The sequence below is a fragment of the Streptomyces luomodiensis genome (assembly GCF_031679605.1).
In the GTDB taxonomy this organism is placed as follows: Bacteria; Actinomycetota; Actinomycetes; order Streptomycetales; family Streptomycetaceae; genus Streptomyces; species Streptomyces luomodiensis.
Map to the genome: position 1 here is coordinate 4,717,265 of NZ_CP117522.1, position 21,347 is coordinate 4,738,611.

The following is a 21,347-nucleotide window of genomic DNA, read 5'->3' on the forward strand; positions in this document are numbered from 1 at the left end:
CCACGGCAGTAAGGCGGCCGTCACGGCCGTGAACACGACCGTAAGGACGCCGTCTCAGCGGGCCGGTCCGGCCGAGCCCCCGGCCCGTACCAGCCCCGTCTCATAGGCCATCACCACCACCTGCACCCGGTCGCGCAGCTCCAGCTTGGTGAGGATGCGGCCCACATGGGTCTTCACGGTCGCCTCGGACAGCACCAGCCGCGCCGCGATCTCGCCGTTCGACAGCCCCTGCGCGACCAGCAGCATCACCTCGCGCTCCCGGTCGGTGAGCCGCGCCAGCTCCGGACGGTCCCGGCCCACCGCCCCGCCGGCTCCCCCGCTGCCCGGCAGCATCGGCGCGAACCGGTCCAGCAGCCGGCGCGTCGTACTGGGCGCGACTACCGCGTCACCGCTGTGCACCGCGCGGATCGCCGTGAGCAGTTCCTCCGGCGGCACGTCCTTGAGCATGAAGCCGCCCGCCCCGGCCTTGAGCGCGGAGAAGGCGTACTCGTCCAGATCGAACGTGGTCAGGATGATGACCTTCGGCGCCCCCTCCCGCTCGCATATCCGCCGGGTCGTCTCCACCCCGTCCAGCTTCGGCATCCGGACGTCCATGAGGACGACGTCCACCTCCGTGGAGCGCAGCGCCTCCAGTGCCTCCACCCCGTCTCCCGCCTCGGCGACGACCTCCATGTCGGGCTGGGCCGCGAGCACCATCCGGAAGCCGGTGCGCAGCAGCATTTGGTCATCGACGAGCATGACGCGGATCGACATCCGGACGGGTCCCTTCCCTCTGGCCGACAGCCGGCCGACAACCGGCCGACAACCTGGTCTGATCACGAGCACATACGGGCATATACGTGCACGTACGGCTCATGGCGCGCCCACCGCTCAGCGGACCGGTTTCAGCGGCAGCAGTGCGCTGATCCGGAAGCCGCCGCCCGGCCGCGGGCCCGCGTCGAGCGTGCCGCCCACCATGCCGACGCGCTCCCGCATCCCGATCAGCCCGTGGCCGCTGCCGTCGGCGCCGCCGTCCTCGTACATCTCGCGCTGCGCACCCCGCCCGTCGTCCTCGACCAGCAGCCCGAGCCCGTCGTCGAAGTAGGTGAGGCGGACGCTCGCGCCCACGTCCGGGCCGCCGTGCTTACGCGTGTTGGTGAGCGCCTCCTGCACGATGCGGTACGCGGTCAGCTCGACCCCGCTGGGCAGCTGGCGCGGGCTGCCCACCACCTTGAAGTCCACCGGGAGCCCGGCACCGCGCGCCTGCTTCACGAGCTCGTCGATCTGCTCGACGTCCGGCTGGGGGACGTACTCGTTCTCCTCGCCCGGCTCCCCGGTGCGCAGCACGCCCAGCAGCCGCCGCATCTCGGCGAGCGCCTGGCGGCCGGTGCCGGAGATCGTCTCCAGCGCCTGCCGGGCCTGTTCGGGCGAGGCGTCCATGACGTACGCGGCGCCGTCCGCCTGGACCACCATCACCGATACGTTGTGCGCCACGACGTCGTGCAGCTCCCGCGCGATCCGGGCGCGCTCGGCGGCCACCGCGACCTTCGACTGTGCCTCGCGCTCCTTCTCCAGCCGGGCGGCGCGCTCCTCGAGCTGGGCGTAGTAGGCGCGGCGGGTGCGGATCGAGTCGCCGAGCACCCAGGCCAGGACGAAGGGGATGGCGACGAAGACCGTCGAGACGACGTTCGCCCACCAGGTCTGCTCGGCGTGCGGCCAGCGGAGGGCCGAGAGGGGGGTCGCGCTGAGCGCCGCGCCCAGCGCGAACCGGGAGGCCGGGCGCGAGCAGGTGACCGCCACCGTGTAGACGATCACCAGCATGGCGAAGTCGGTGGGGTTGGGCCGGATGCCCGTGGCCATCTGGGCGACCCCGCACAGGATGGCCAGCGCCAGCATCTTCTCGGGGGCGCGGCGACGCAGCGCGATCGTCGTGCCCAGCGCCAGGATGATCGGCACGGCCGCGCTCCGGGGCTCCGCGCCCACGGACGCCTCCACGAGCCACAGGAACCCGAAACCGACGAGGAGGACGGCCCAGAAGGTGTCCACCCCCGTCGGATGCCTGCGGAGGAATTCGTAGAGGCGCTGCACGTCACCCAGCGTAGGTAGCGCGGAGACCCTCTCGGGTCAGCCCGAGGGGCGATCCGTACCACCCGGTCCTACTCCCCAAGGTGGATACGACTCCGTTTAGCGTGGCGGAGTGGCGACTGAGCAGCATGAGTGGAGCGGATGGCGTACGGCGGCCGAACAGGCGCTGTACGGGACGGGCGGCTTCTTCCGGAGCGCGGAGGGCCCGGCGGGGCATTTCCGCACCTCGGTGCATGCCTCACCGCTCTACGCCCAAGCGGTGGCACGGCTGCTGGAGCGCGTGGACGAGGCGCTGGGGCGACCCGCGGAGCTGGCGCTGGTGGACCTGGGCGCCGGCCGCGGCGAACTGCTCACGGGGGTGCTCGCCCTGGCCCCCGGCCTGCCGCACGGACTGGAGTGGCGGCTGCGTGCGTACGCGGTGGAGCGGGCGGAGCGGCCGGCCGGCCTGGACGGGCGGATCGCCTGGCTCGACGCCCCGCCGGAGGGGTGCGTGGGGCTGCTGTTCGCCAATGAGTGGCTGGACAACGTCCCGGTGGACGTCGCCGAGACCGACGCGGACGGTGTGCCGCGCCGGGTCGAGGTGGATCTGACGGCCGGGGACGGCACCGAGCGGCTCGGCGCCCCGGTGGCCGGCGAGGACGCCGCATGGCTGGCCCGCTGGTGGCCCCTGGCGGGCGCCGAACCGGGGCTGCGGGCGGAGATCGGCCACCCGCGCGACGCCGCCTGGGCACGGGCCGTGCGCTCCCTGCGGGCGGGCCTGGCGGTCGCCGTCGACTACGCCCACGAACGCGCCGCCCGTCCCCCCTTCGGCACGCTGACCGGCTTCCGGGAGGGGCGCGAGGTCCGGCCCGTCCCGGACGGCTCGTGCGATCTGACGGCGCACGTCGCGATGGACGCGTGCGCCGCCGCGGCCGGGCCCGGCTCCGGGCTGATGACCCAGGCCGAGGCGCTGCGCGCCCTGGGCCTCGACGCCCGCCGCCCCCCGCTCACCCTGGCCACCACCGACCCGGCCGGCTACGTCCGCGCCCTCAGCGCGGCGGGCGAGGCCGCGGAGCTGACCGACCCGGCCGGTCTGGGCGCCTTCACCTGGCTCCTCCACCCGGTGGGTCCCGCCTGCGCCGCCCTCCGCCACCTGTGACCGGCGGCGGACATCCCAAGGAGCGCAGGAGCCCGGTCCGGGGCCGGGGAGCACCCGCGAGGGGCGTTCGGAGAGCTGAGAGACTGGGGGCATGACGGAGACGACAGTCGGCATCGGCGGCGCCGCGGAGAGCACGGACATGGTGCTCAACATCGGCCCACAGCACCCCTCCACCCATGGTGTGCTGCGGCTTCGGCTGGTCCTCGACGGGGAGCGGATCCACAGCGCCGAGCCGGTGATCGGCTATATGCACCGGGGCGCGGAGAAGCTCTTCGAGGCGCGCGACTACCGGCAGATCATCATGCTCGCCAACCGCCACGACTGGCTCTCCGCCTTCTCCAACGAGCTCGGCGTGGTCCTGGCCGTCGAGCGGATGCTGGGCATGGAGGTCCCGGAGCGGGCGGTGTGGACCCGTACGCTGCTCGCCGAGCTCAACCGGGTCCTGAACCACCTGATGTTCCTCGGCTCCTACCCCCTGGAGCTGGGCGGCATCACGCCGATCTTCTACGCGTTCCGGGAGCGCGAGGACCTCCAGCACGTCATGGAGGAGATCTCCGGCGGCCGGATGCACTACATGTTCAACCGGGTCGGCGGCCTCAAGGACGACCTCCCGGCGGGCTGGCTGGGCCGGGCCCGGCAGGCCGTGGCCGAGGTGCGCTCGCGGATGGACGTGTACGACGACCTGGTGCTCGGCAACGAGATCTTCCGCGGCCGCACCCGCGACGTCGGCGTGCTGGCGCGCGAGACGGTGCACGCCTACGGGGTCAGCGGCCCCATCGCGCGGGCCTCGGGCGTCGACTTCGACCTGCGGCGCGACGAGCCGTACCTGGCGTACGGGGACCTCCAGGACGTCCTCAAGGTCGTCGTCCGCGAGGAGGGCGACTGCCTCGCCCGTTTCGAATGCCTGCTGGAGCAGACCCACAACTCCCTGGCGCTGGCCGACGCCTGCCTGGACCGGATCGAAGGGCTCCCGCCGGGCCCGATCAACCAGCGGCTGCCGAAGGTGCTCAAGGCGCCCGAGGGCCACACCTACGCCTGGACCGAGAACCCGCTCGGTCTCAACGGCTACTACCTCGTCTCCAAGGGCGAGAAGACGCCGTACCGGCTGAAGCTCCGCTCGGCCTCGTACAACAACATCCAGGCGCTCACCGAGCTGCTGCCGGGCACCCTCGTCGCCGACATGGTGGCGATCCTGGGGTCGCTCTTCTTCGTCGTCGGCGACATCGACAAGTAGTCCGCGAGCAGCCGGTGCCGGCCGCGGGCCGCGCGGGCGATCCCCTTACGAGATCGCGCTGCGCAGCTCCCCGAGGTCGATGTGCTCGGTGTCGTCGTGCGCGGTCAGGTCGATGACCTCGCCGACCGCACCCTTCCTGGTCTCCGCGAGGGTCTCGTCGCCGATCACGTCGGCGAGGTCCTCCTCGGCCGGTGCGGGCGCCCGCTTCTGCTTCTTCGGGTGCTTCTTCTGGGTGCCGAAGTAGTCGAAGCCGCCCTCCGAACGGGAGGCGGCCCGGCGCGCCGCGGCATACGGCACCACCGCCGAGGCGGCCGTACGGGCGTGGGTACGCGGCTCGCGGGGGCCGTCGTCGTCCTGCCCGCCGGCCGCCGGGGACTTCCCCAGCGGGGCGGCACCGTCCCCTCGGTCCTCGTCCCGGTTCTCGGACCGGTTCTCGGGCGGGTTCGCGGGCCGGTTCTCGTCGCGGTTCGCGGGCCGGGTCTTCCGGTCGCCCTGCTCCGCGTCTCCCTCCGGGGCCGCGGGCCGGGCGTCGGTCGTCCGGGCGTCCGCCGCGGCGGCCTGCTCCCGCCGCTCCTTCTGCCGTCGCGCGCTCTCCTTGAGCCGGTTCAGCGCCTCGTCGGCCTTGGCGTACGCGGAGGCCGACAGCACGGCGGTCCCGGAGGCGGAGTCACCAGCCCCAAAGGCGGGCTCACCAACGCCAGAGGCCGGCTCATCGGCCCCGGTGGCCCCGGGCGCCGCCTCCAGTTCCCTCGCCGGGGTGGTCGCGGCCTCCAGTGCGAGCCGGCGGCGGCCCTCCAGGGCGCTGGCCCGCTCGGTCTCGGCCGTGGCGTAGCGGCGCAGCAGCTCGGCGTGCTCATTGCGCAGCCGGGCGAGCTCGGCGCGTTTGGCCCGCAGCCGGGTGTTGAGCGCGACGCGGAGCTCGACCGCCTTCTCGGCGTCCGCCTCGAGCTCCGCGATCCGCTCCTCGTACTTCATCTCCTGGCGCGCGGCCTCACTCGCGGCCTCCGCGACCCGGCGGCCGGCCGAGCGGTCCCAACGGCGCATCAGAACGGCACCGACGACCGCGGCGGCGGCCGCGGTCGCGGCGCATCCGCGGATCACGGCCGTGTCGCCGACCAGCCAGGCACCGGCGGCACAGGTTATTGACGCGGCTGCGACCGAAACCGGGAGAAGGAGCCTGTGCAGCGGTGGGGATTGGCGGTGGCGTCCACGTGGCATGGCCCGAAACTTACCGTGCAAAGGGGTCGCTTGGGTGCCCGCCGGGCCAGATCCGTTGTCAATCCGTTGGCAAATACGGCGGTGGCGCGGCGATGATCACTTGCCAAACCCTCCCGGGCGGGGTTTTGATCCTACTTCACCAGTCCCTTGTCCCGCAGGTAGTCATCGGCGACCTCGGCCGGCTTGAGCCGCTCGGCGTCGACCTTCTTGTTGAGTTCGGCCAGATCCGTGGTCGTCAACACGGTGTTGAGCTTGTTCAGCGTGTCCGCGATCTTCTGCGAACCAGCGGACTTCGCATTCACCACGGGAAGTACGTTGTCGGCATTCTGGAGATTTTTGTCGTCGTCGAGCAGCACCAGTCCGAACTGATCAAGCGTGCTGTCCGTGGTCGTGGTCAGGACCATCTGGTCCTTACCGTCCTTGACCGCCTGCTTGGCCTGGACGCTGCCGATGTCCAGCGGGTCGATCCCGGCGACGTCGATGCCGTACGTCTTCTCCAGACCCGGCTGGCAGAAGGGCCGCTTCGGGCATTCGTCGCCCGCCGCCAGGGTGACCTTCTGCTTCGACTTCCCGAGGTCGGAGAGCGTCTTGAGGCCGTGCTTCCGCGCGAAGTCACGGCTGACCGCGAAGGCGTTCTGATCCACGGCCTTACCCGGGTCCAGCACCTTCAGTCCGCGCGGTTCGGCGAGCTTCTTCAGCGCCGTGACCGTCTCGTCGATGTCCGAGGAGGCCACCGGGGCGGCATTCGACCCGTTCTTCTTCTGGTTGAGGAATTCGGCCAGCGTCGCCGCGTACTCCGGTACGACATCCATCTGGCCCTTCTCCAGGGCCGGTTCATACAGCTCGCGGGCGTCCACCGTCTTGATCGAAGTGGAATAGCCGGCGTCCTTCAGAAGCCCCGCGTACAGCTCCGCGAGGATCTTCGACTCGGAGAAGGAGGCGGACCCGATCACCAGCGAGCCCTTGCCCGGTTCACCGGAGCTGTCGCCGCCGCCCGACTTCTCCAGGCTGTCGCCGCCACAGGCGGTCAGACCGGCCGTCAGCACGGCGGCTCCCGCCACGGCGGCCGCCGCCCGATAGATCTTGCTCATGGGTTCCCCATCCATAGTTGTCAGCGTTGTGCGCGCCGTCCGCGCCGTCCGCGCTCGGCATCCGGTCACGGGGCCCCCGCGCCGTGTGCTACGTCGTCAGCGCGGGTGACGTGGGCGCCTGGTCGGCGGGCGGGCGCTGGGCGGCGGCCGGCCGCCGCCCCGTCCTGCGCCGCATCGGGTCCAGCACCAGGCCCAGCACCACGAAGACGCCCTCGACCACCAGCGCGAGGGCGGCGACCAGCACCGCCCCGGCCACCACCTGCGGGGTGTCGGTGAGCCGGAAGCCCGCCGTGATGATCCGGCCGAGCCCGCCGCCGCCGGGCAGCGCGGCCAGCGTCGCGGTGGCCACGACCTGTACCGCGGCGGTCCGCACCCCCGTCATGACGAGCGGGAACGCCAGCGGCAGCTCGACCCGGCGGATCAGCTGGCCGCCGGTCATCCCCATGCCGCGGGCCGCCTCCACGACCTCCCGGTCCGCCTCGCGCACCCCGACATAGGCGTTGGTGAGCAGCGGCGGGATGGCGAACAGCACCAGCGCGATGATCGTGGGCCACTGACCGTGCGACCCCAGCGGGCTGAGCAGCAGCAGCACCAGCACGGCGAAGGTGGGCACGGCGCGCCCCGCGTTGGAGATGTTGACCGCGAGCGCGCCGCCCTTGCCGATGTGGCCGAGCGCCACGGCGATCGGCAGCGCCACCGCGCAGGCGATCGCCAGGCAGACGAAGGTGAGGAACAGATGCTGGCCGAGCCGGTGCCACACTCCGTCGGGCCCGGTCCAGTGCGAACCGGTGGCCAGCCAGGTCCACGCCTTGGCGACGACGTCCATCAGGCGGTGCCCTTCCGACTCTTGCGCGTCCACGGCGTCAGCAGCCGCTGGAGGGCGAGCAGCAGCAGATCCGCCACGACCGCCAGCGCCACGCACAGCACCGAGGCGGTGAGCACCTCGGCCTTGAAGAAGCTGCGCATGCCCTCGTAGATGAGGTTGCCGAGGCCGCCGTAGCCGATGATCGCGCCCACCGTGGTGAGCGAGACCGTGGAGACGGTCGTGATCCGCAGACCGGCCATCAGCGCGGGCAGCGCGAGGGGCAGTTCCACGCCGAAGAGCAGCCGCAGCGGGCCGTATCCCATGCCCCGGGCCGCCTCCCGCGCCTCCTCGGGCACCGAGGCGAGACCGGCCATGATGTTGCGCACCAGGATCGTCAGCGAATAGAGCACCAGGCCGGTGATCACCACGGCGGCCGAGATCCCGAACACGGGCAGCAGCAGCGAGAACATCGCCAGCGACGGCACCGTGTAGAGGATCGTGGTCAGCCCCAGCACCGGTCCGGCCACGGCCCGCCAGCGGCGGGCCAGCAGCGCCAGCGGAAAGGCGACCACCAGACCGATCGCGACCGAGGCGAGTGTGATCCACACATGTTCGAGCGTCGCGTCCGTCAGCTCCTGACCACGTGTGCGTACATACTCACCGCATATCCACTCGTTACTGATCAGACAGTTTCCGTCGGCCATACGCTCACCTCCCCCGTCGGTCGCGGACCGGTTGCCCTTCACCAATTCCTGGTGACCCTAACCCCGGGAGATGACAATCTCGTCCGATCGCCACACAACAGCAACAATGTCTGCCACGAATGCGGCAACAATGGGGAGCCATGATCCGTTTCGAGCACGTCACCAAGCGCTACGCCGATGGCACAACGGCCGTGGACGACCTCTCCTTCGAGGTGGCGGAGGGTGAGCTGATCACGCTCGTCGGCCCCTCGGGCTGCGGCAAGACCACGACGATGAAGATGGTGAACCGGCTCATCGAGCCCACGTCGGGGCGGATCCTGGTGGACGGCGAGGACATCGCCGAGGCGGATCCGGTCGCCCTGCGCCGCCGCATCGGCTACGTCATCCAGCAGGTCGGGCTCTTCCCGCACAAGACCGTGCTGGAGAACACCTCCACCGTGCCGCATCTGCTGGGCTGGCAGCGGAAGAAGGGGCGGGAGCGCGCCGCCGAGCTGCTCGACCTGGTCGGCCTCGACCCGTCCGTCTACGGCGACCGCTACCCCGACCAGCTCTCGGGCGGACAGCGGCAACGCGTCGGCGTGGCCCGTGCGCTGGCCGCGGATCCGCCGGTGCTGCTGATGGACGAGCCGTTCGGTGCGGTCGACCCGGTCGTCCGGGAACATCTGCAGAACGAATTCCTGCGCCTTCAGTCGCAGGTGCGCAAAACGGTGCTCTTCGTGACTCATGACATCGAGGAGGCGGTCCGGCTCGGGGACCGGATCGCGGTCTACGGGTCGGGGCGGATCGAGCAGTTCGACACCCCCGCCACGGTGCTGGGCGCGCCCGCCACCCCGTATGTGGCCGACTTCGTCGGCGCCGACCGCGGGCTGAAGCGGCTGTCGGTCACCCCCATCGAACCCGGCGACCTGGAACAGCCGCCCGTCGTCCACCTCGACGACCCGCTCCCCAAGGCGGCCGCCCGGCTGGCCTCGGACGGGGCGCGCTGGGCCGTCGTCCTGGACGACGCGGAGCGGCTGCACGGCTGGATCCCGGCGGACGCGGCCGACGGCGAGAAGGGGACCGTACGGGACCACGCGCGCCGGATGGAGGCGTGGCTGCCGGTCGGGGCGCCGCTCAAGCAGGCGTTCAGCACGATGCTCCAGCACGACGCGGGCTGGATCGCGGTCCTCGACGAGGACCGCTTCCTCGGCGTCCTCACCCCGGCCCGCCTGCACGAGGCCCTGCGCCGCTCGATCGACGCCGACGCGGGCGGCGTCGCCCGCGGGGACGTCCAGCTCCAGACCGTCGCCGACGCGTAGGGGGCTTCGCCCCCGTCGACCACGACCCGCGCCCCCGGCCCGCGCCGCGCGCCCGCGGCGAGGGGGCCCCGCGCATCCCGTGCCGAAGCCCCGCGCCCGCCCCGGCGAGGGCCCGCACACCCCGCTCCGGTACCGGTCCCGCGCACATCGCACGGGCCTGCGCGCATCGCACCGGGACCGGGCCTGCGCACATCGAACGGGCAGTGCCCTGCCACGCGGCGGAGGCGCACGGGCAGCACCACCGCCCGGCAGGGCGCCATACGGCAGAGCCGGCACGCGCCCCCGGCCATGCCCGGCACGCGCCGCGCACCCGCGGCGAGGGGGCCCGCACAACCTTGTGCCGAAGCCCCGCGCCCGCCCCGGCGCGTGCCCGCACACCCCGCTCCGGGGCCAGGCCCGCGCGCATCGCACGGGCAGCACCCTGCCACGCGGCGGAGCCGCTGGGCAGCACTACCGTGCGGCAGGGCGCCATGCGGCGGAGGCGCGCGGAGGGCGGGTGCGGGGCGGGGAAACGGCCGCCTCAGCGGTCGCCGAGGCGGCCGGCGAGCCACTCCAGCGCGGCGGGCAGCTCCCGCTTCCAGGTGTTGAAGTTGTGACCGCCGGTGTCCAGGATGATCGACGAGATGCGGGTGGGCTCCCCGCGCCGGTTCAGCCGCTTCACCTTGTTCACGAAGCGCACGGTGTCCTGGTAGTTCTGCTCGCCGTGCGCGCTGCTGGAGACCAGCAGCGACACCGGCGGCGCCGGCTTGTGGTCCAGCCGCCACATCAGGTCGTTCTCCCGCTCCAGCCGCTCGCTGCCGCCGAACAGATCGCCGGTGGTCGCGTCGATCGGCGCCCGGTACGACGGGGAGAGCCCGGCGGCCGCGGAGAACGCGTCGGGGTGGCGCATCGCCATCTTCAGGGCGCAGTAGCCGCCGGTGGAATTCCCGATGACGCCCCAGTTACGGGCCCGCTTGCCCACCCGGTAGTGCTGGGCCACGGCCTTGGGCAGGTCCTCGGTGAAGAACGTCTCGGTCTGCGGGCCCCCGGGGACGTCCACGCATTCGGTGTCGCGCGGCGGTGCGACCGTCGGCCGCATCATCACCAGCACGAGGGGCTGCATTTTCCCCGACGCGACCAGCTTGTGCGCCTTCTGGGGGTATTTCAGGCCATTGATGAGGGATTCGGTGGTGCCCGGATAGCCGGTCAGCACCAGCGCGGCGGGGAAGGTCCGCCGGGCGTACTCGGGCCGGAAGTACTCCGGCGGCAGATAGACGTAGGCGGGGCTCACGATCCGCGAGACCGGCCCCTGGATGTCCACCTTCTCGATCCGCCCGGCGACCTCGGGCGACGAGTCGCCCGCCACGGCCAGGTGGCGGGTGTCGGTGACCCGCACCCGGGTGCCCGGGGTGTCGTGGTCCACCACGACACCCGGCTCGTCCTGCGTGCCGAACAGGTCCGACCAGGAGCCGTAGAAACCGAAGGACTGGTTGGCGAACAGCCCGACCGCCACGAACACGGTCAGCTGCGTGCCCAGCAGCAGACCGGCCCGGCCGAGCACGGGGGCCACCCCACGCCCGGCCAGCCGGGGCCACAGCCATATCGTGACCGCGAACAGCAGCAACGCCGCGACGGCCGCCGCGATCACGATGTTGTTGCTCGTGAGACCCATCACTATCTTTCTGCCGGGCGGTCGGCTCCGGGCCACCGGGGGCACCTCCCAGCGGTGGCCGGGGAAGCAACCCCGCTCCCTCGAACGCCGTCTTACTGGACGCAAATCGTGCGGATGCCGCGCAACAGAACCAAAGATCCCCTTGACCGATGCGACGGGAATGGACATGCCTGACAGTCAAGATGCCGAAACGTCCGGAGAGGTTCCCACCCGGTTTCGGCGCCTGCTGCGCGGTCCTAGGCCGGAGGCGGTGCCGACGGCCGTCGGCACCGCCTGCACGCTGATCGGGCTGATGGACATCGTCTTCCCCCGGCTGCGGCACAGCAGGGTGCACGCCCTCGCCGAGCTGCTGCCGGGCGCCGTGAGCTCCCTGGCGGCGGCCGCGTCGATCGTGGTCGGCCTGCTGCTGCTGATGCTGGCCCACGGCCTCAAGCGGCGTAAGCGGCGGGCCTGGGTCGCGGCCGTGGGACTGCTGCCGGTCGGCGCGGCCGCACAGCTGCTCTACCGGCACTCGATCATCGGCATGGCCCTCTCCCTGGTCCTGCTGGCGGTGCTGATCCGCTACCGCGCCGAGTTCGCGGCGCTGCCCGATCCGCGCAGCCGCTGGATGGCGCTGGCCAATTTCGTGGGTCTGGGCGCGGTCAGTGTCGGCGTCGGGCTGCTCATCGTGCGCTCGCACCCCTACTCCATCGAAGGCCGTCCCTCGCTCGGCGATCAGCTGGAACACGTCCTGTGGGGTCTGTTCGGCTTCGAGGGGCCGATCGACTACCGCCACGGCGCGGACTACACGGTCGGCTACTCGCTCGGCGCGCTCGGCCTGCTGACCGTCGCCACCACCGCCTATCTCGCCTTCCGCCCCGAACACCCCGCCGCCCGGCTCACCCCGCGGGACGAGGAGCGGCTGCGGGACCTGCTCGCCGCCCACGGGGGCCGCGACTCGCTCGGCCACTTCGCGCTCCGCCGCGACAAGGGCGTGGTCTTCTCCCCCAGCGGCAAGGCGGCGGTCTGCTACCGCGTGGTCTCCGGGGTGATGCTCGCCAGCGGCGACCCGGTCGGCGACGTGGAGGCGTGGCCCGGCGCCATCGCCCGCTTCATGGACGAGGCGCGGGCCCACTCCTGGACCCCGGCGGTGATGGGGTGCAGCGAGACCGGCGGCGAGGTGTGGACCCGGGAGACCGGCCTGGACGCGCTGGAACTCGGCGACGAGGCCATCGTCGATGTGGCGGACTTCACCCTGTCCGGCCGCGCCATGCGCAACGTACGCCAGATGGTCAAGCGGATCGAGCGGGCCGGCTACCGGACCCGGGTACGGCGCGCCGCCGACCTGAGCCCCGAGGAGCTGGAGACCATCCGGCGCGCCGCCGCCGACTGGCGGGGCACCGACACCGAGCGCGGCTTCTCCATGGCGCTGGGCCGGATCGGCGACCCGGCGGACGGGGACGCGGTCATCGCCACCGCCCACAAGACCGCCGCCGAGGGCGCCGAGGAGGGCCCGTACGGGGACTTGAAGGCCGTCCTGCACTTCGTGCCGTGGGGCCCGGACGGGATGTCGCTGGACCTGATGCGGCGCGACCGGAGCGCCGACCCGGGCATGAACGAGCTGCTGATCGTGGCCGCGCTGCGGGCCGCCCCCGAGCTGGGCGTGCGGCGGGTGTCGCTGAACTTCGCGATGTTCCGCTCGGCGCTGGCGCGCGGCGAGAAGCTGGGCGCCGGCCCGGTGCTGCGGGGCTGGCGGGCGCTGCTGGTGTTCCTCTCCCGCTGGTTCCAGATCGAGTCGCTGTACAAGTTCAACGCCAAGTTCCAGCCGCGCTGGGAGCCGCGCTTCGTGGTCTTCCGCAACACCCGCGACCTGCCCCGGATCGGCCTGGCCGCGATGCAGGCCGAGGGATTCGTCTCACTGGCCCTGCCCCGGCTGCTGCGCCGCGGACCGCGCCCGGAGCGCCGGCCCTGCGCCCATCGGCACCTGACCGAGGGCCGGGAGCTGCGGCAGGCGGCCTGACCAGCCAGCCGACGGCCGGCAGGTGCGGCAGCTGCGGCAGGCGCGGCCTGCCGCACCTCGCCACCGCCCGGCCGGGCCGCCGCTACGCCTAGTCTGGGGACATGAGCACGTTGCATGGGCGGGGCCGGGTGGCCGGACTGCCGGAGTGGGACCGGTGCGCGGTGATGGGCGTGGTGAACGTCACACCCGACTCCTTCTCCGACGGCGGCCAGTGGTTCGACACCGAACTGGCCGTCAAGCACGGTCTCGATCTGGTCGCCGCCGGGGCCGACCTGGTGGACGTCGGCGGTGAGTCGACCCGCCCCGGCGCGGCGCGCGTCGACGAGGCCGAGGAGCTGCGCCGGGTGATCCCCGTCGTCCGGGAGCTGGCCGCGGCCGGGGTCGTGATCAGCGTGGACACCATGCGGGCCGCGGTGGCCGAGCAGGCCGTGGCGGCCGGCGCCCGGCTGGTCAACGACGTCAGCGGCGGCGCCGCCGACCCCGCGATGGTGCCCATGGTGGCCGCGGCGGGGGTGCCGTTCGTGGTGATGCACTGGCGCGGCCAGTCGGTCGACATGAACGACCGGGCGGTCTACGCGGACGTGGTCGGCGAGGTCGTCGCCGAGCTGCGCACCAGCCTGGAGCAGGCGGTCGCGGGCGGTATCGACCCGGAGCGGATCGTGGTCGACCCGGGCCTGGGCTTCGCCAAGGACGCCGGGCAGGACCTGGCGCTGGTGGCGCATCTGTCCGCGCTGCGGGAGCTGGGCCGGCCGCTGCTGGTGGCGGCCTCCCGCAAGCGGTTCCTGGGGCGCGTCCTGGCCGGCGACGGAGGCACCCCGCCGCCCGCCCGGGAGCGGGACGCCGCCACCGCGGCGGTCTCCGCGCTCGCGGCGCGCGAGGGCGCCTGGGCCGTCCGGGTGCACGAGGTACGGGCCAGCGCGGACGCGGTGCGCGTGGCGCGGGCCATCGAAGCGGCCGAGAACACGGCGGGAGCGCTGTGACTTCCCTTACCGACAACGAGCGTGTGGCGCTGGTGAACACCGCGCTGTACGAGGCCATGGAGCAGGGCGACCACGCCACGCTGCAACGGCTGTGGCTGGACTCACCCGACACCGAGGTGTCCTGTGTCCACCCGGGCTGGCCGGTGCTGCGCGGCCGCGGCGAGGTGCTCCGCTCCTACGCGCTGATCATGGCCAATACGGACTACATCCAGTTCTTCCTGACCGATGTCGAGGTGTCGGTGATGTCCGACACCGCCCTGGTGACCTGCACCGAGAACATCCTCAGCGGCGCCCCCGCGGAGGAGGAGGGACAGCTGGGCCCGCTGGTGGGCCAGCTGGTCGTCGCCACGAACGTGTTCCGCCGTACGGAGGACGGCTGGAAGGTCTGGGCGCACCACGGCTCCCCGGTGCTCGCGGAGAGCGACGACGAGGAGCCGGGCGGCCCCGAGGGGCCCGCCGGCGGCGGGTTGATGCCGGGCTGACCGCACCCCGTTCGAGCCCCGCGCGGTGGGGGTAGAAGGCTGGGACGCGGAGCGTCGGAGGGGCGCCGCCCACCCCATGGGCGAATGCGGACGGGGCCCGCAGGTAGATTCGAGGCAGGTACCCCCGCATACGGCAGGGGACGGGTGGTGCGTTCCGGAAAGGGCCGGGACGTGCCCGCGTACCGACGACCAGCAGGAGTGATTCAGGTGGATCGTGTCGCACTGCGCGGCCTGAAGGCTCGCGGGCACCACGGTGTGCTACCCCATGAGCGCGAGGAGGGCCAGGACTTCGTGGTGGACCTCGTGCTCGGCCTGGACACTCGGCCCGCCGCGGCCGATGACGACCTCGGCAAGACCGTGCACTACGGCGTGGTGGCGGAGGAGGTCGTGGACGTGGTACGGGGTGAGCCGGTCGATCTGATCGAGACGCTGGCCGCGCGGATCGCCGACCGGTGCCTCGAGCACGACGTGGTGCGGGAGGTCGAGGTCGTGGTGCACAAGCCGCAGGCCCCGATCACCGTGCCCTTCGACGACGTGACCATCACCATCACCCGGAGCCGAGTATGAGCAGCAGCGACCCGACCGTGCAGCCCGTTCCCACCTCCGTCGTGGAACAGGTGGACGCCGCCGATGTGACGTTGAGCAACCCCAAACGAGCGGTGATCTCGCTCGGCAGCAACCTGGGCAACCGCCTGGAGACCCTCCAGGGCGCCATCGACGCGCTGGAGGACACCCCGGGGCTGCGGGTCAAGGCCGTGTCGCCGGTGTACGAGACGGACCCGTGGGGTGTGGAGCCGGGCACCCAGGCCACGTACTTCAACGCGGTGGTGCTGATCAAGACCACGCTGCCGCCGTCCTCGCTGCTGGAGCGCGGCCACGCGATCGAGGAGGCGTTCGAGCGGGTGCGGGACGAGCGCTGGGGCCCGCGCACCATCGACGTGGACATCGTGGCCTACCAGGACGTGGTGTCCGACGACCCCCAGCTCACCCTGCCGCATCCGCGCGCCCATGAGCGCGCCTTCGTCCTGGTGCCGTGGCACGACGTGGACCCGCAGGCCGAGGTCCCCGGGCGCGGGGCGGTCGCGGCGCTGCTGGCGGCGCTGGGCCAGGACGGGGTCCGGGTCCGCACCGATCTGGAACTGCGACTGCCCGAGTAGACGTTGCTCCGGAGAGGTTCCGGGCTCCGGAGGGGTTCCGGGGACGTTGGCACGTACTGAATTGAGGGGCGACCGGTCGGTGAGGCAACTTCGGATCGGGGTGCTGGTCGGGCTGTTCGCCGTGGCCGGCGTGGTGTCATGGGCGGGGTCCCGGCTGTGGGACACGTACGGATCGCTGCCGAGCGTGCCGGTGGCCGCGCCGATCGTGCTGGCCCTGATCGCGGTCGTGCTGGCCGCCACCGCGCTGTCGCTGCGGTCCCGGCTGCGCGCCCAGCGGGAGCGTCAGCCCGGCGCCAAGGGCGTGGACCCGATGGTGGCCGCCCGTGCGGTGGTCTTCGGGCAGGCCAGTGCGCTGGTGGCGGCGCTGGTCGCGGGGATGTACGGCGGTGCGGGCGTCTTCTTGGCCATGGAGCAGCTCGATGTGCCCGCCCGCCGGGACCAGGCGCTCTACGCCGGGGCCTCGGTCCTGGCGGCCGTGGGGGTGGTGGCGGCCGCGTTCTTCCTGGAGCGGGTCTGCAAGCTCCCGGAGGACGACGACCGCGACGGCAACGGCCCTGCCGCGGCGGCCCGCCCCTGAGGCGAGCCCCTCGGGGATCGCGGGTCGCGTCTAAGGCTCGGGGGGGCGCGGGTCGCGTCCGAGGCGGGGTCCTCAGCGGGCCATGATGAGGCTCATCGCCTCGGCCCGGGTGGCCGGGTCGCGCAGCTGGCCGCGGACGGCCGAGGTGAGCGTCTTGGCGCCGGGCTTGCGCACCCCGCGCATGGTCATGCACATGTGCTCGCACTCGACCACCACGATCACCCCGCGCGGCTCCAGTATCCGCATCAGGGAGTCGGCGATCTGCGTGGTCAGCCGCTCCTGGACCTGGGGGCGGCGGGCGAAGACGTCCACCAGCCGGGCCAGCTTGGACAGCCCGGTGATCTTGCCGTCGTTGGACGGGATGTAGCCCACATGGGCGACGCCTACGAAGGGCACCAGGTGGTGCTCGCAGGAGGACATCACCTCGATGTCCTTGACCAGCACCATCTCATCGTGGCCCAGGTCGAAGGTGGTGGTCAGAACGTCCTCGGGCTCCTGGCGCAGCCCCGCGAAGATCTCCTTGTAGGCGCGGGCGACCCGTCCCGGCGTCTCGCGCAGCCCCTCCCGGTCCGGGTCCTCGCCGACGGCGATCAGCAACTCGCGGATCGCGTTCTCGGCGCGCTTCTCGTCGAACACGCCGATGGGGCTCTCGCCGTCCAGCGTCACCGGGTCGGTCATGGAGCTGCCTCGTTCCTCACACACAACACATACGAACGCGAAATGCCGCGTCCACCAGGCTAGAACCTGGTGGACGCGGCGTTCATTCCGGGGTTACCGGGGCGGGCCCCGGTGCCGGGATCAGCTCTCCGAACCGGAGCCCGACCCCTCGGGGCGCTCGGCGCCGTCCTCCGGGGCGGTGCTCTTGGTCAGCGAAGCCGCCGAGGTGGGCTGGGCGCCGTTGGCCGGGGCCAGCTCCTTGGGGGAGAGCACCGGCGGGCGGGTCGAGGGCGTACGCCGCGAGGAGCCGGTCCATGCCGGGCGGGCCGGGCGCTTGACGACCGGGGCGAAGATCTCGGCGATCTCCTCCTTGTTCAGCGTCTCCTTCTCCAGCAGCGCCAGCACCAGGTTGTCCAGGACGTCCCGGTTCTCTACGAGGATCTCCCACGCCTCGTTGTGCGCGGCCTCGATGAGCTTCTTGACCTCCTCGTCCACCAGCGCGGCGACCTCTTCGGAGTAGTCGCGCTGGTGAGCCATCTCACGGCCCAGGAACGGCTCGGAGTTGTCGGAGCCGAACTTGATCGCGCCGAGCCGCTCGGTCATGCCGTACTGCGTGACCATCGCGCGGGCCGTGGCGGTCGCCTTCTCGATGTCGTTGGACGCGCCCGTGGTCGGGTCGTGGAAGACGAGCTCCTCGGCCGCCCGGCCGCCCATCATGTAGGCGAGCTGGTCGAGCATCTCGTTGCGCGTGGTCGAGTACTTGTCCTCGTCGGGCAGGACCATGGTGTAGCCCAGGGCCCGGCCACGGGAGAGGATCGTGACCTTGTGCACCGGGTCGCTGTTCGGAGACGCCGCCGCGACCAGGGCATGACCACCCTCGTGGTACGCGGTGATCTTCTTCTCCTTGTCGCTCATGATCCGGGTCCGCTTCTGCGGACCGGCCACGACTCGGTCGATCGCCTCGTCCAGGAAGTGGTTGTCGATCAGCTTCTTGTCGCTGCGGGCCGTCAGCAGGGCGGCCTCGTTCAGCACGTTCGACAGATCGGCACCGGTGAAGCCGGGGGTGCGGCGGGCGACGGCCGACAGGTCGACGTCCGGGGCGACCGGCTTGCCCTTCTGGTGGACCTTGAGGATCTCCAGCCGGCCCTGCATGTCCGGGCGGTCGACGGCGATCTGCCGGTCGAAGCGGCCCGGACGCAGCAGCGCGGGGTCGAGGATGTCGGGCCGGTTGGTGGCGGCGATCAGGATGACCCCGCCCTTCACATCGAAGCCGTCCATCTCGACGAGCAGCTGGTTCAGCGTCTGCTCACGCTCGTCGTGGCCGCCGCCCATGCCCGCGCCACGGTGCCGGCCGACGGCGTCGATCTCGTCGACGAAGACGATGGCCGGGGCATTGGCCTTGGCCTGCTCGAACAGGTCGCGGACGCGGGAGGCACCCACACCGACGAACATCTCGACGAAGTCGGAGCCGGAGATCGAGTAGAACGGGACACCCGCCTCGCCCGCGACGGCGCGCGCGAGCAGCGTCTTACCCGTACCGGGCGGGCCGTAGAGCAGCACACCCTTGGGGATCTTGGCGCCCACGGCCTGGAACTTCGCCGGCTCCTGGAGGAACTCCTTGATCTCCTGGAGCTCCTCCACCGCCTCGTCGGCCCCCGCCACATCGGTGAAGGTCGTCTTGGGGGTGTCCTTGGTGATCAGCTTGGCCTTCGACTTGCCGAAGTTCATCACCCGGGAGCCGCCGCCCTGCATCTGGTTCATCAGGAACAGGAAGACGACGACGATCAGCACGAACGGGAGCAGCGAGAGCAGGATCCCGACGAACGGGTTCTGCTTCGACGTCGAGACGTTGTACCCGTCCGGGATCCCGTTCGGCTTCTGGGCATTGGCCTGCAGCGTCTTGGCGAGATCGACGCCCTGGTCACCGATGTAGGTGGCCTGGAGCTTATTGCTGCCCGAGATCTTGGCGACGTTGTCCTTGAGCTTGATCTTTACCTTGTGCTCGTCGCCGGTCGTCAGTTCGGCGGACTGGACCTGGTTCTGGTTGATCGCCTTGACGACCTGACTGGTGTCCACCGACTTGTAGCCGCCGGACGAGCCGACGACCTGCATCAACACGACCACGGCGAGGACGGCCAGCACGATCCACATGACCGGCCCACGGAAGTAGCGCTTCACGTCCATCCATACGGGGCGAAGCCGCCCCGTCCCTCCTGCCACAGTGAGGCACGGCAGCCCTGGAGGGGCGCCTGTGCGTGCGGTGTATTTGCGGTGTATTTGCGGTGTATGAGCTGTGTAACCCTCAGTCTCGAAAAAGACTGACCTTCGGACGGTACCCCAGCATTGTCACCCGACGCCGCCGTGGACTGTTAACAAAACCGCCTTCCCCTGCTCCAACGGCGGAAAACCCCGCCAGGTTCCCAGGGGGCCGCGGCGCCGTCAGCCGCCGTAGACGTGAGGGGCCAGGGTGCCGACGAACCGAAGGTTCCGGTACTTCTCGGCGTAGTCCAGGCCATAGCCGACGACGAACTCATTGGGAATGTCGAAGCCGACCCACTTCACATCGATGGCGACCTTGGCCGCCTCCGGCTTGCGCAGCAGGGTGCAGACGTTCAGCGAGGCCGGCTCACGCGAGCCCAGGTTCGACAGCAGCCACGACAGCGTCAGTCCGGAGTCGATGATGTCCTCGACGATCAGGACGTGTTTGCCCTTGATGTCGGTGTCCAAGTCCTTCAGGATACGCACCACACCGGAGGACTGGGTGCCCGCGCCGTACGACGACACGGCCATCCAGTCCATGGTGACGGGCGTGGACAGGGCCCGCGCCAGGTCCGCCATCACCATGACCGCGCCCTTGAGCACGCCGATGATCAGCAGATCCTTGCCCGCGTACTCCTCGTCGATGGCGGCGGCCAGCTCGGCCAGCTTCGCGTTGATCTCTTCCTCGGTGATGAGGACCGACTTGAGGTCGGTGCCCATGTCCTTGTCGTCCACCCGCGCCACTCTCGTTCGACGTACCGGCTCATCTGGCTCGGGCGGATCAGCCCTGCCGGATGACCAGTCTGCCACCCTCACGGCGGACCTCGACGCGGCCGGGGAGGTTGATGGCCCGCTGGCCCCGCCAGCCGGTGATCAGCCGGTCCACCTCTTCGATGTGCCGGGCGAAGAGCGATCCGGCGGGCGCGCCCGCGGCGATGGCGGCGCGGCGCAGCACCCGGCGGCGGACGGCGGCGGGCAGTCCGTGCAGGCCGACGGTGTCGAGATGCACGGCCTGCGCGCCACCGGCCGCCGCCGGTGCGGTGGTCATCACATCGGCCTCGGCGCGGGCGGCCCAGGCATCGAGGGCGTCGGCGTCGTCGCGGGAGAGCTGGGCGGTACGGGCCAGCGCCTCGACCACGCCCTTGCCCAGCGCCTTCTCCAGGATGGGCAGGGCCTCGTGGCGGACCCGGGAGCGGGTGTAGGCCGGGTCCGCGTTGTGCGGGTCCTCCCAGACGGGCAGCGACTGGGCCAGGCACGCCTGGCGGACGGTGTGCCGGTCCAGCTGGAGGAAGGGGCGGCGGTAGCGGCCGCCGGCCCCGGAGACCCAGGCCATACCGGACAGCGAGCGGGTGCCGGAGCCGCGGGCGAGGCCCAGCAGAACCGTCTCGGCCTGGTCGTCCCGGGTGTGGCCGAGCAGCACGGCGGCGGCGCCGTGGCGGTCGGCGGCGGCGTCCAGGGCGGCGTAGCGGGCGTCCCGGGCGGCGGCCTCGGGGCCGCCGTCCCGGCCGACGGACACGGCGACGGCCTCGACCGGCGCCAGGCCCAGGGCCCGCATCCGGTCGGCGACCTCGGCGGCGCGGGCGTCGGACCCCTGCTGGAGGCCGTGGTCTACGGTGACCCCGCCGGCGCGCAGGCCGAGCCGGGGGGCCTCGAAGGCGAGGGCGGAGGCGAGCGCCATGGAGTCGGCGCCGCCCGAGCAGGCGGCGAGCACGAGCGGCGCGTCGTCGCGCGGGGCGGAGCCGCGGGACGCGGAGCCTCGGGGGGTGGCGGCGGCCGGACGGACCGGTGCGGGCGCGGCGGGGGCGGCGGGCTCGGCGGGCGAGGAAACCGGGGAGGGCGAAGAGGGCGAGGTGGGTGAGGATGAGGCCGACTGGGCGACGAGGACGTCGTGGAGGACGCGGCGGACCGCGAGGCGTATCGCGGCGACCGCTGGATGGGGACCCATGTCCGTTTTCCCATCTGTCAGTTCGAGGGGGTGCCTCGGGGGCGAGGGCTTTCGTCACGCTGCGTATGTCGATGGTGACAGAAGCGAG

At 71.9% G+C, this 21,347-nt stretch carries 20 protein-coding genes; 9 read left to right on the forward strand and 11 right to left on the reverse strand.

Translation table 11 applies throughout. The features are described from left to right. Positions 1-54 precede the first annotated feature (54 nt). Positions 55-753: a response regulator transcription factor gene (locus tag PS467_RS19675; RefSeq protein WP_311036392.1), complete on the reverse strand. Its 699-nt coding sequence runs from the start codon at positions 751-753 to the stop codon at positions 55-57. Positions 754-870: 117 nt separating this feature from the next. Continuing rightward, on the reverse strand, positions 871-2,067 hold the full coding sequence (locus PS467_RS19680; RefSeq protein ID WP_311036393.1) for a sensor histidine kinase: 1,197 nt from the start codon (positions 2,065-2,067) through the stop codon (positions 871-873). A 109-nt stretch (positions 2,068-2,176) separates the two neighbouring features. Between PS467_RS19680 and PS467_RS19685 the strand changes: the two genes are divergently transcribed. Beyond that, on the forward strand, positions 2,177-3,202 hold the full coding sequence (locus tag PS467_RS19685; protein ID WP_311036394.1) for an SAM-dependent methyltransferase: 1,026 nt from the start codon (positions 2,177-2,179) through the stop codon (positions 3,200-3,202). A 91-nt stretch (positions 3,203-3,293) separates the two neighbouring features. Further along, on the forward strand, positions 3,294-4,436 hold the full coding sequence (locus PS467_RS19690; RefSeq protein WP_311036395.1) for an NADH-quinone oxidoreductase subunit D: 1,143 nt from the start codon (positions 3,294-3,296) through the stop codon (positions 4,434-4,436). Between the two features lie 45 nt (positions 4,437-4,481). On the opposite strand, the gene PS467_RS19695 is transcribed toward PS467_RS19690, so the two are convergent. The 4 genes from PS467_RS19695 to PS467_RS19710 all read right to left on the reverse strand — a co-directional run bounded on the left by PS467_RS19695 (position 4,482) and on the right by PS467_RS19710 (position 8,254). Beyond that, the gene (locus tag PS467_RS19695; RefSeq protein WP_432280610.1) at positions 4,482-5,654 is read right to left on the reverse strand and encodes a hypothetical protein; all 1,173 of its coding nucleotides are present in this window, start codon (positions 5,652-5,654) and stop codon (positions 4,482-4,484) included. 131 nt (positions 5,655-5,785) lie between these two features. Beyond that, positions 5,786-6,745 carry an ABC transporter substrate-binding protein gene (locus tag PS467_RS19700; protein WP_311036397.1) on the reverse strand — a complete coding sequence of 320 codons (960 nt, stop codon included), beginning with the start codon at positions 6,743-6,745 and terminating at the stop codon, positions 5,786-5,788. An 88-nt stretch (positions 6,746-6,833) separates the two neighbouring features. Further along, a complete protein-coding gene (locus PS467_RS19705; protein ID WP_311036398.1) occupies positions 6,834-7,571 on the reverse strand; it encodes an ABC transporter permease in 738 nt (245 codons plus the stop codon). Continuing rightward, complete coding sequence (locus PS467_RS19710) at positions 7,571-8,254, reverse strand: ABC transporter permease (RefSeq protein ID WP_268972938.1); 684 nt, start codon at positions 8,252-8,254, stop codon at positions 7,571-7,573. Before PS467_RS19710 ends, PS467_RS19705 begins: the two co-directional genes overlap by 1 nt. Before the next feature lie 140 nt (positions 8,255-8,394). Between PS467_RS19710 and PS467_RS19715 the strand changes: the two genes are divergently transcribed. Then, positions 8,395-9,552 carry an ABC transporter ATP-binding protein gene (locus tag PS467_RS19715; RefSeq protein ID WP_311036399.1) on the forward strand — a complete coding sequence of 386 codons (1,158 nt, stop codon included), beginning with the start codon at positions 8,395-8,397 and terminating at the stop codon, positions 9,550-9,552. 520 nt (positions 9,553-10,072) lie between these two features. On the opposite strand, the gene PS467_RS19720 is transcribed toward PS467_RS19715, so the two are convergent. Continuing rightward, entirely contained in the window at positions 10,073-11,203 is a 1,131-nt protein-coding gene (locus PS467_RS19720; RefSeq protein ID WP_311036400.1) for an alpha/beta hydrolase, read from the reverse strand. 166 nt (positions 11,204-11,369) lie between these two features. Here PS467_RS19720 and PS467_RS19725 point away from each other — a divergent pair, with 166 nt between their 5' ends. From PS467_RS19725 to PS467_RS19750, 6 genes are all read left to right on the forward strand, one after another. Beyond that, positions 11,370-13,202 (forward strand): phosphatidylglycerol lysyltransferase domain-containing protein, encoded by a 1,833-nt coding sequence (locus PS467_RS19725; RefSeq protein ID WP_311036401.1) that lies wholly within the window; start codon positions 11,370-11,372, stop codon positions 13,200-13,202. Positions 13,203-13,303: 101 nt separating this feature from the next. Further along, positions 13,304-14,182, forward strand: a complete 879-nt coding sequence (gene folP / locus PS467_RS19730; protein ID WP_268972945.1) for a dihydropteroate synthase — start codon at positions 13,304-13,306, stop codon at positions 14,180-14,182. Continuing rightward, positions 14,179-14,664, forward strand: coding sequence for a nuclear transport factor 2 family protein (locus tag PS467_RS19735; RefSeq protein ID WP_268972947.1), 486 nt, complete (start codon positions 14,179-14,181; stop codon positions 14,662-14,664). Before folP ends, PS467_RS19735 begins: the two co-directional genes overlap by 4 nt. Before the next feature lie 207 nt (positions 14,665-14,871). Then, positions 14,872-15,231 (forward strand): dihydroneopterin aldolase, encoded by a 360-nt coding sequence (gene folB / locus PS467_RS19740; protein ID WP_432280611.1) that lies wholly within the window; start codon positions 14,872-14,874, stop codon positions 15,229-15,231. Next, positions 15,228-15,821 carry a 2-amino-4-hydroxy-6-hydroxymethyldihydropteridine diphosphokinase gene (folK, locus tag PS467_RS19745; protein WP_311036402.1) on the forward strand — a complete coding sequence of 198 codons (594 nt, stop codon included), beginning with the start codon at positions 15,228-15,230 and terminating at the stop codon, positions 15,819-15,821. Before folB ends, folK begins: the two co-directional genes overlap by 4 nt. Positions 15,822-15,900: 79 nt before the next feature. Next, positions 15,901-16,398 carry a DUF3180 domain-containing protein gene (locus PS467_RS19750; protein WP_268972950.1) on the forward strand — a complete coding sequence of 166 codons (498 nt, stop codon included), beginning with the start codon at positions 15,901-15,903 and terminating at the stop codon, positions 16,396-16,398. Positions 16,399-16,470: 72 nt separating this feature from the next. Here PS467_RS19750 and folE read toward each other — a convergent pair whose 3' ends face one another. From folE to tilS, 4 genes are all read right to left on the reverse strand, one after another. Then, positions 16,471-17,076, reverse strand: coding sequence for a GTP cyclohydrolase I FolE (gene folE / locus PS467_RS19755; protein ID WP_311036403.1), 606 nt, complete (start codon positions 17,074-17,076; stop codon positions 16,471-16,473). A 120-nt stretch (positions 17,077-17,196) separates the two neighbouring features. Further along, on the reverse strand, positions 17,197-19,239 hold the full coding sequence (ftsH, locus tag PS467_RS19760; RefSeq protein ID WP_268972952.1) for an ATP-dependent zinc metalloprotease FtsH: 2,043 nt from the start codon (positions 19,237-19,239) through the stop codon (positions 17,197-17,199). Positions 19,240-19,494: 255 nt separating this feature from the next. Next, positions 19,495-20,034, reverse strand: a complete 540-nt coding sequence (gene hpt / locus PS467_RS19765) for a hypoxanthine phosphoribosyltransferase (RefSeq protein WP_268977039.1) — start codon at positions 20,032-20,034, stop codon at positions 19,495-19,497. 61 nt (positions 20,035-20,095) lie between these two features. After that, positions 20,096-21,259, reverse strand: a complete 1,164-nt coding sequence (tilS, locus tag PS467_RS19770; protein WP_311036404.1) for a tRNA lysidine(34) synthetase TilS — start codon at positions 21,257-21,259, stop codon at positions 20,096-20,098. Positions 21,260-21,347 lie beyond the last annotated feature (88 nt).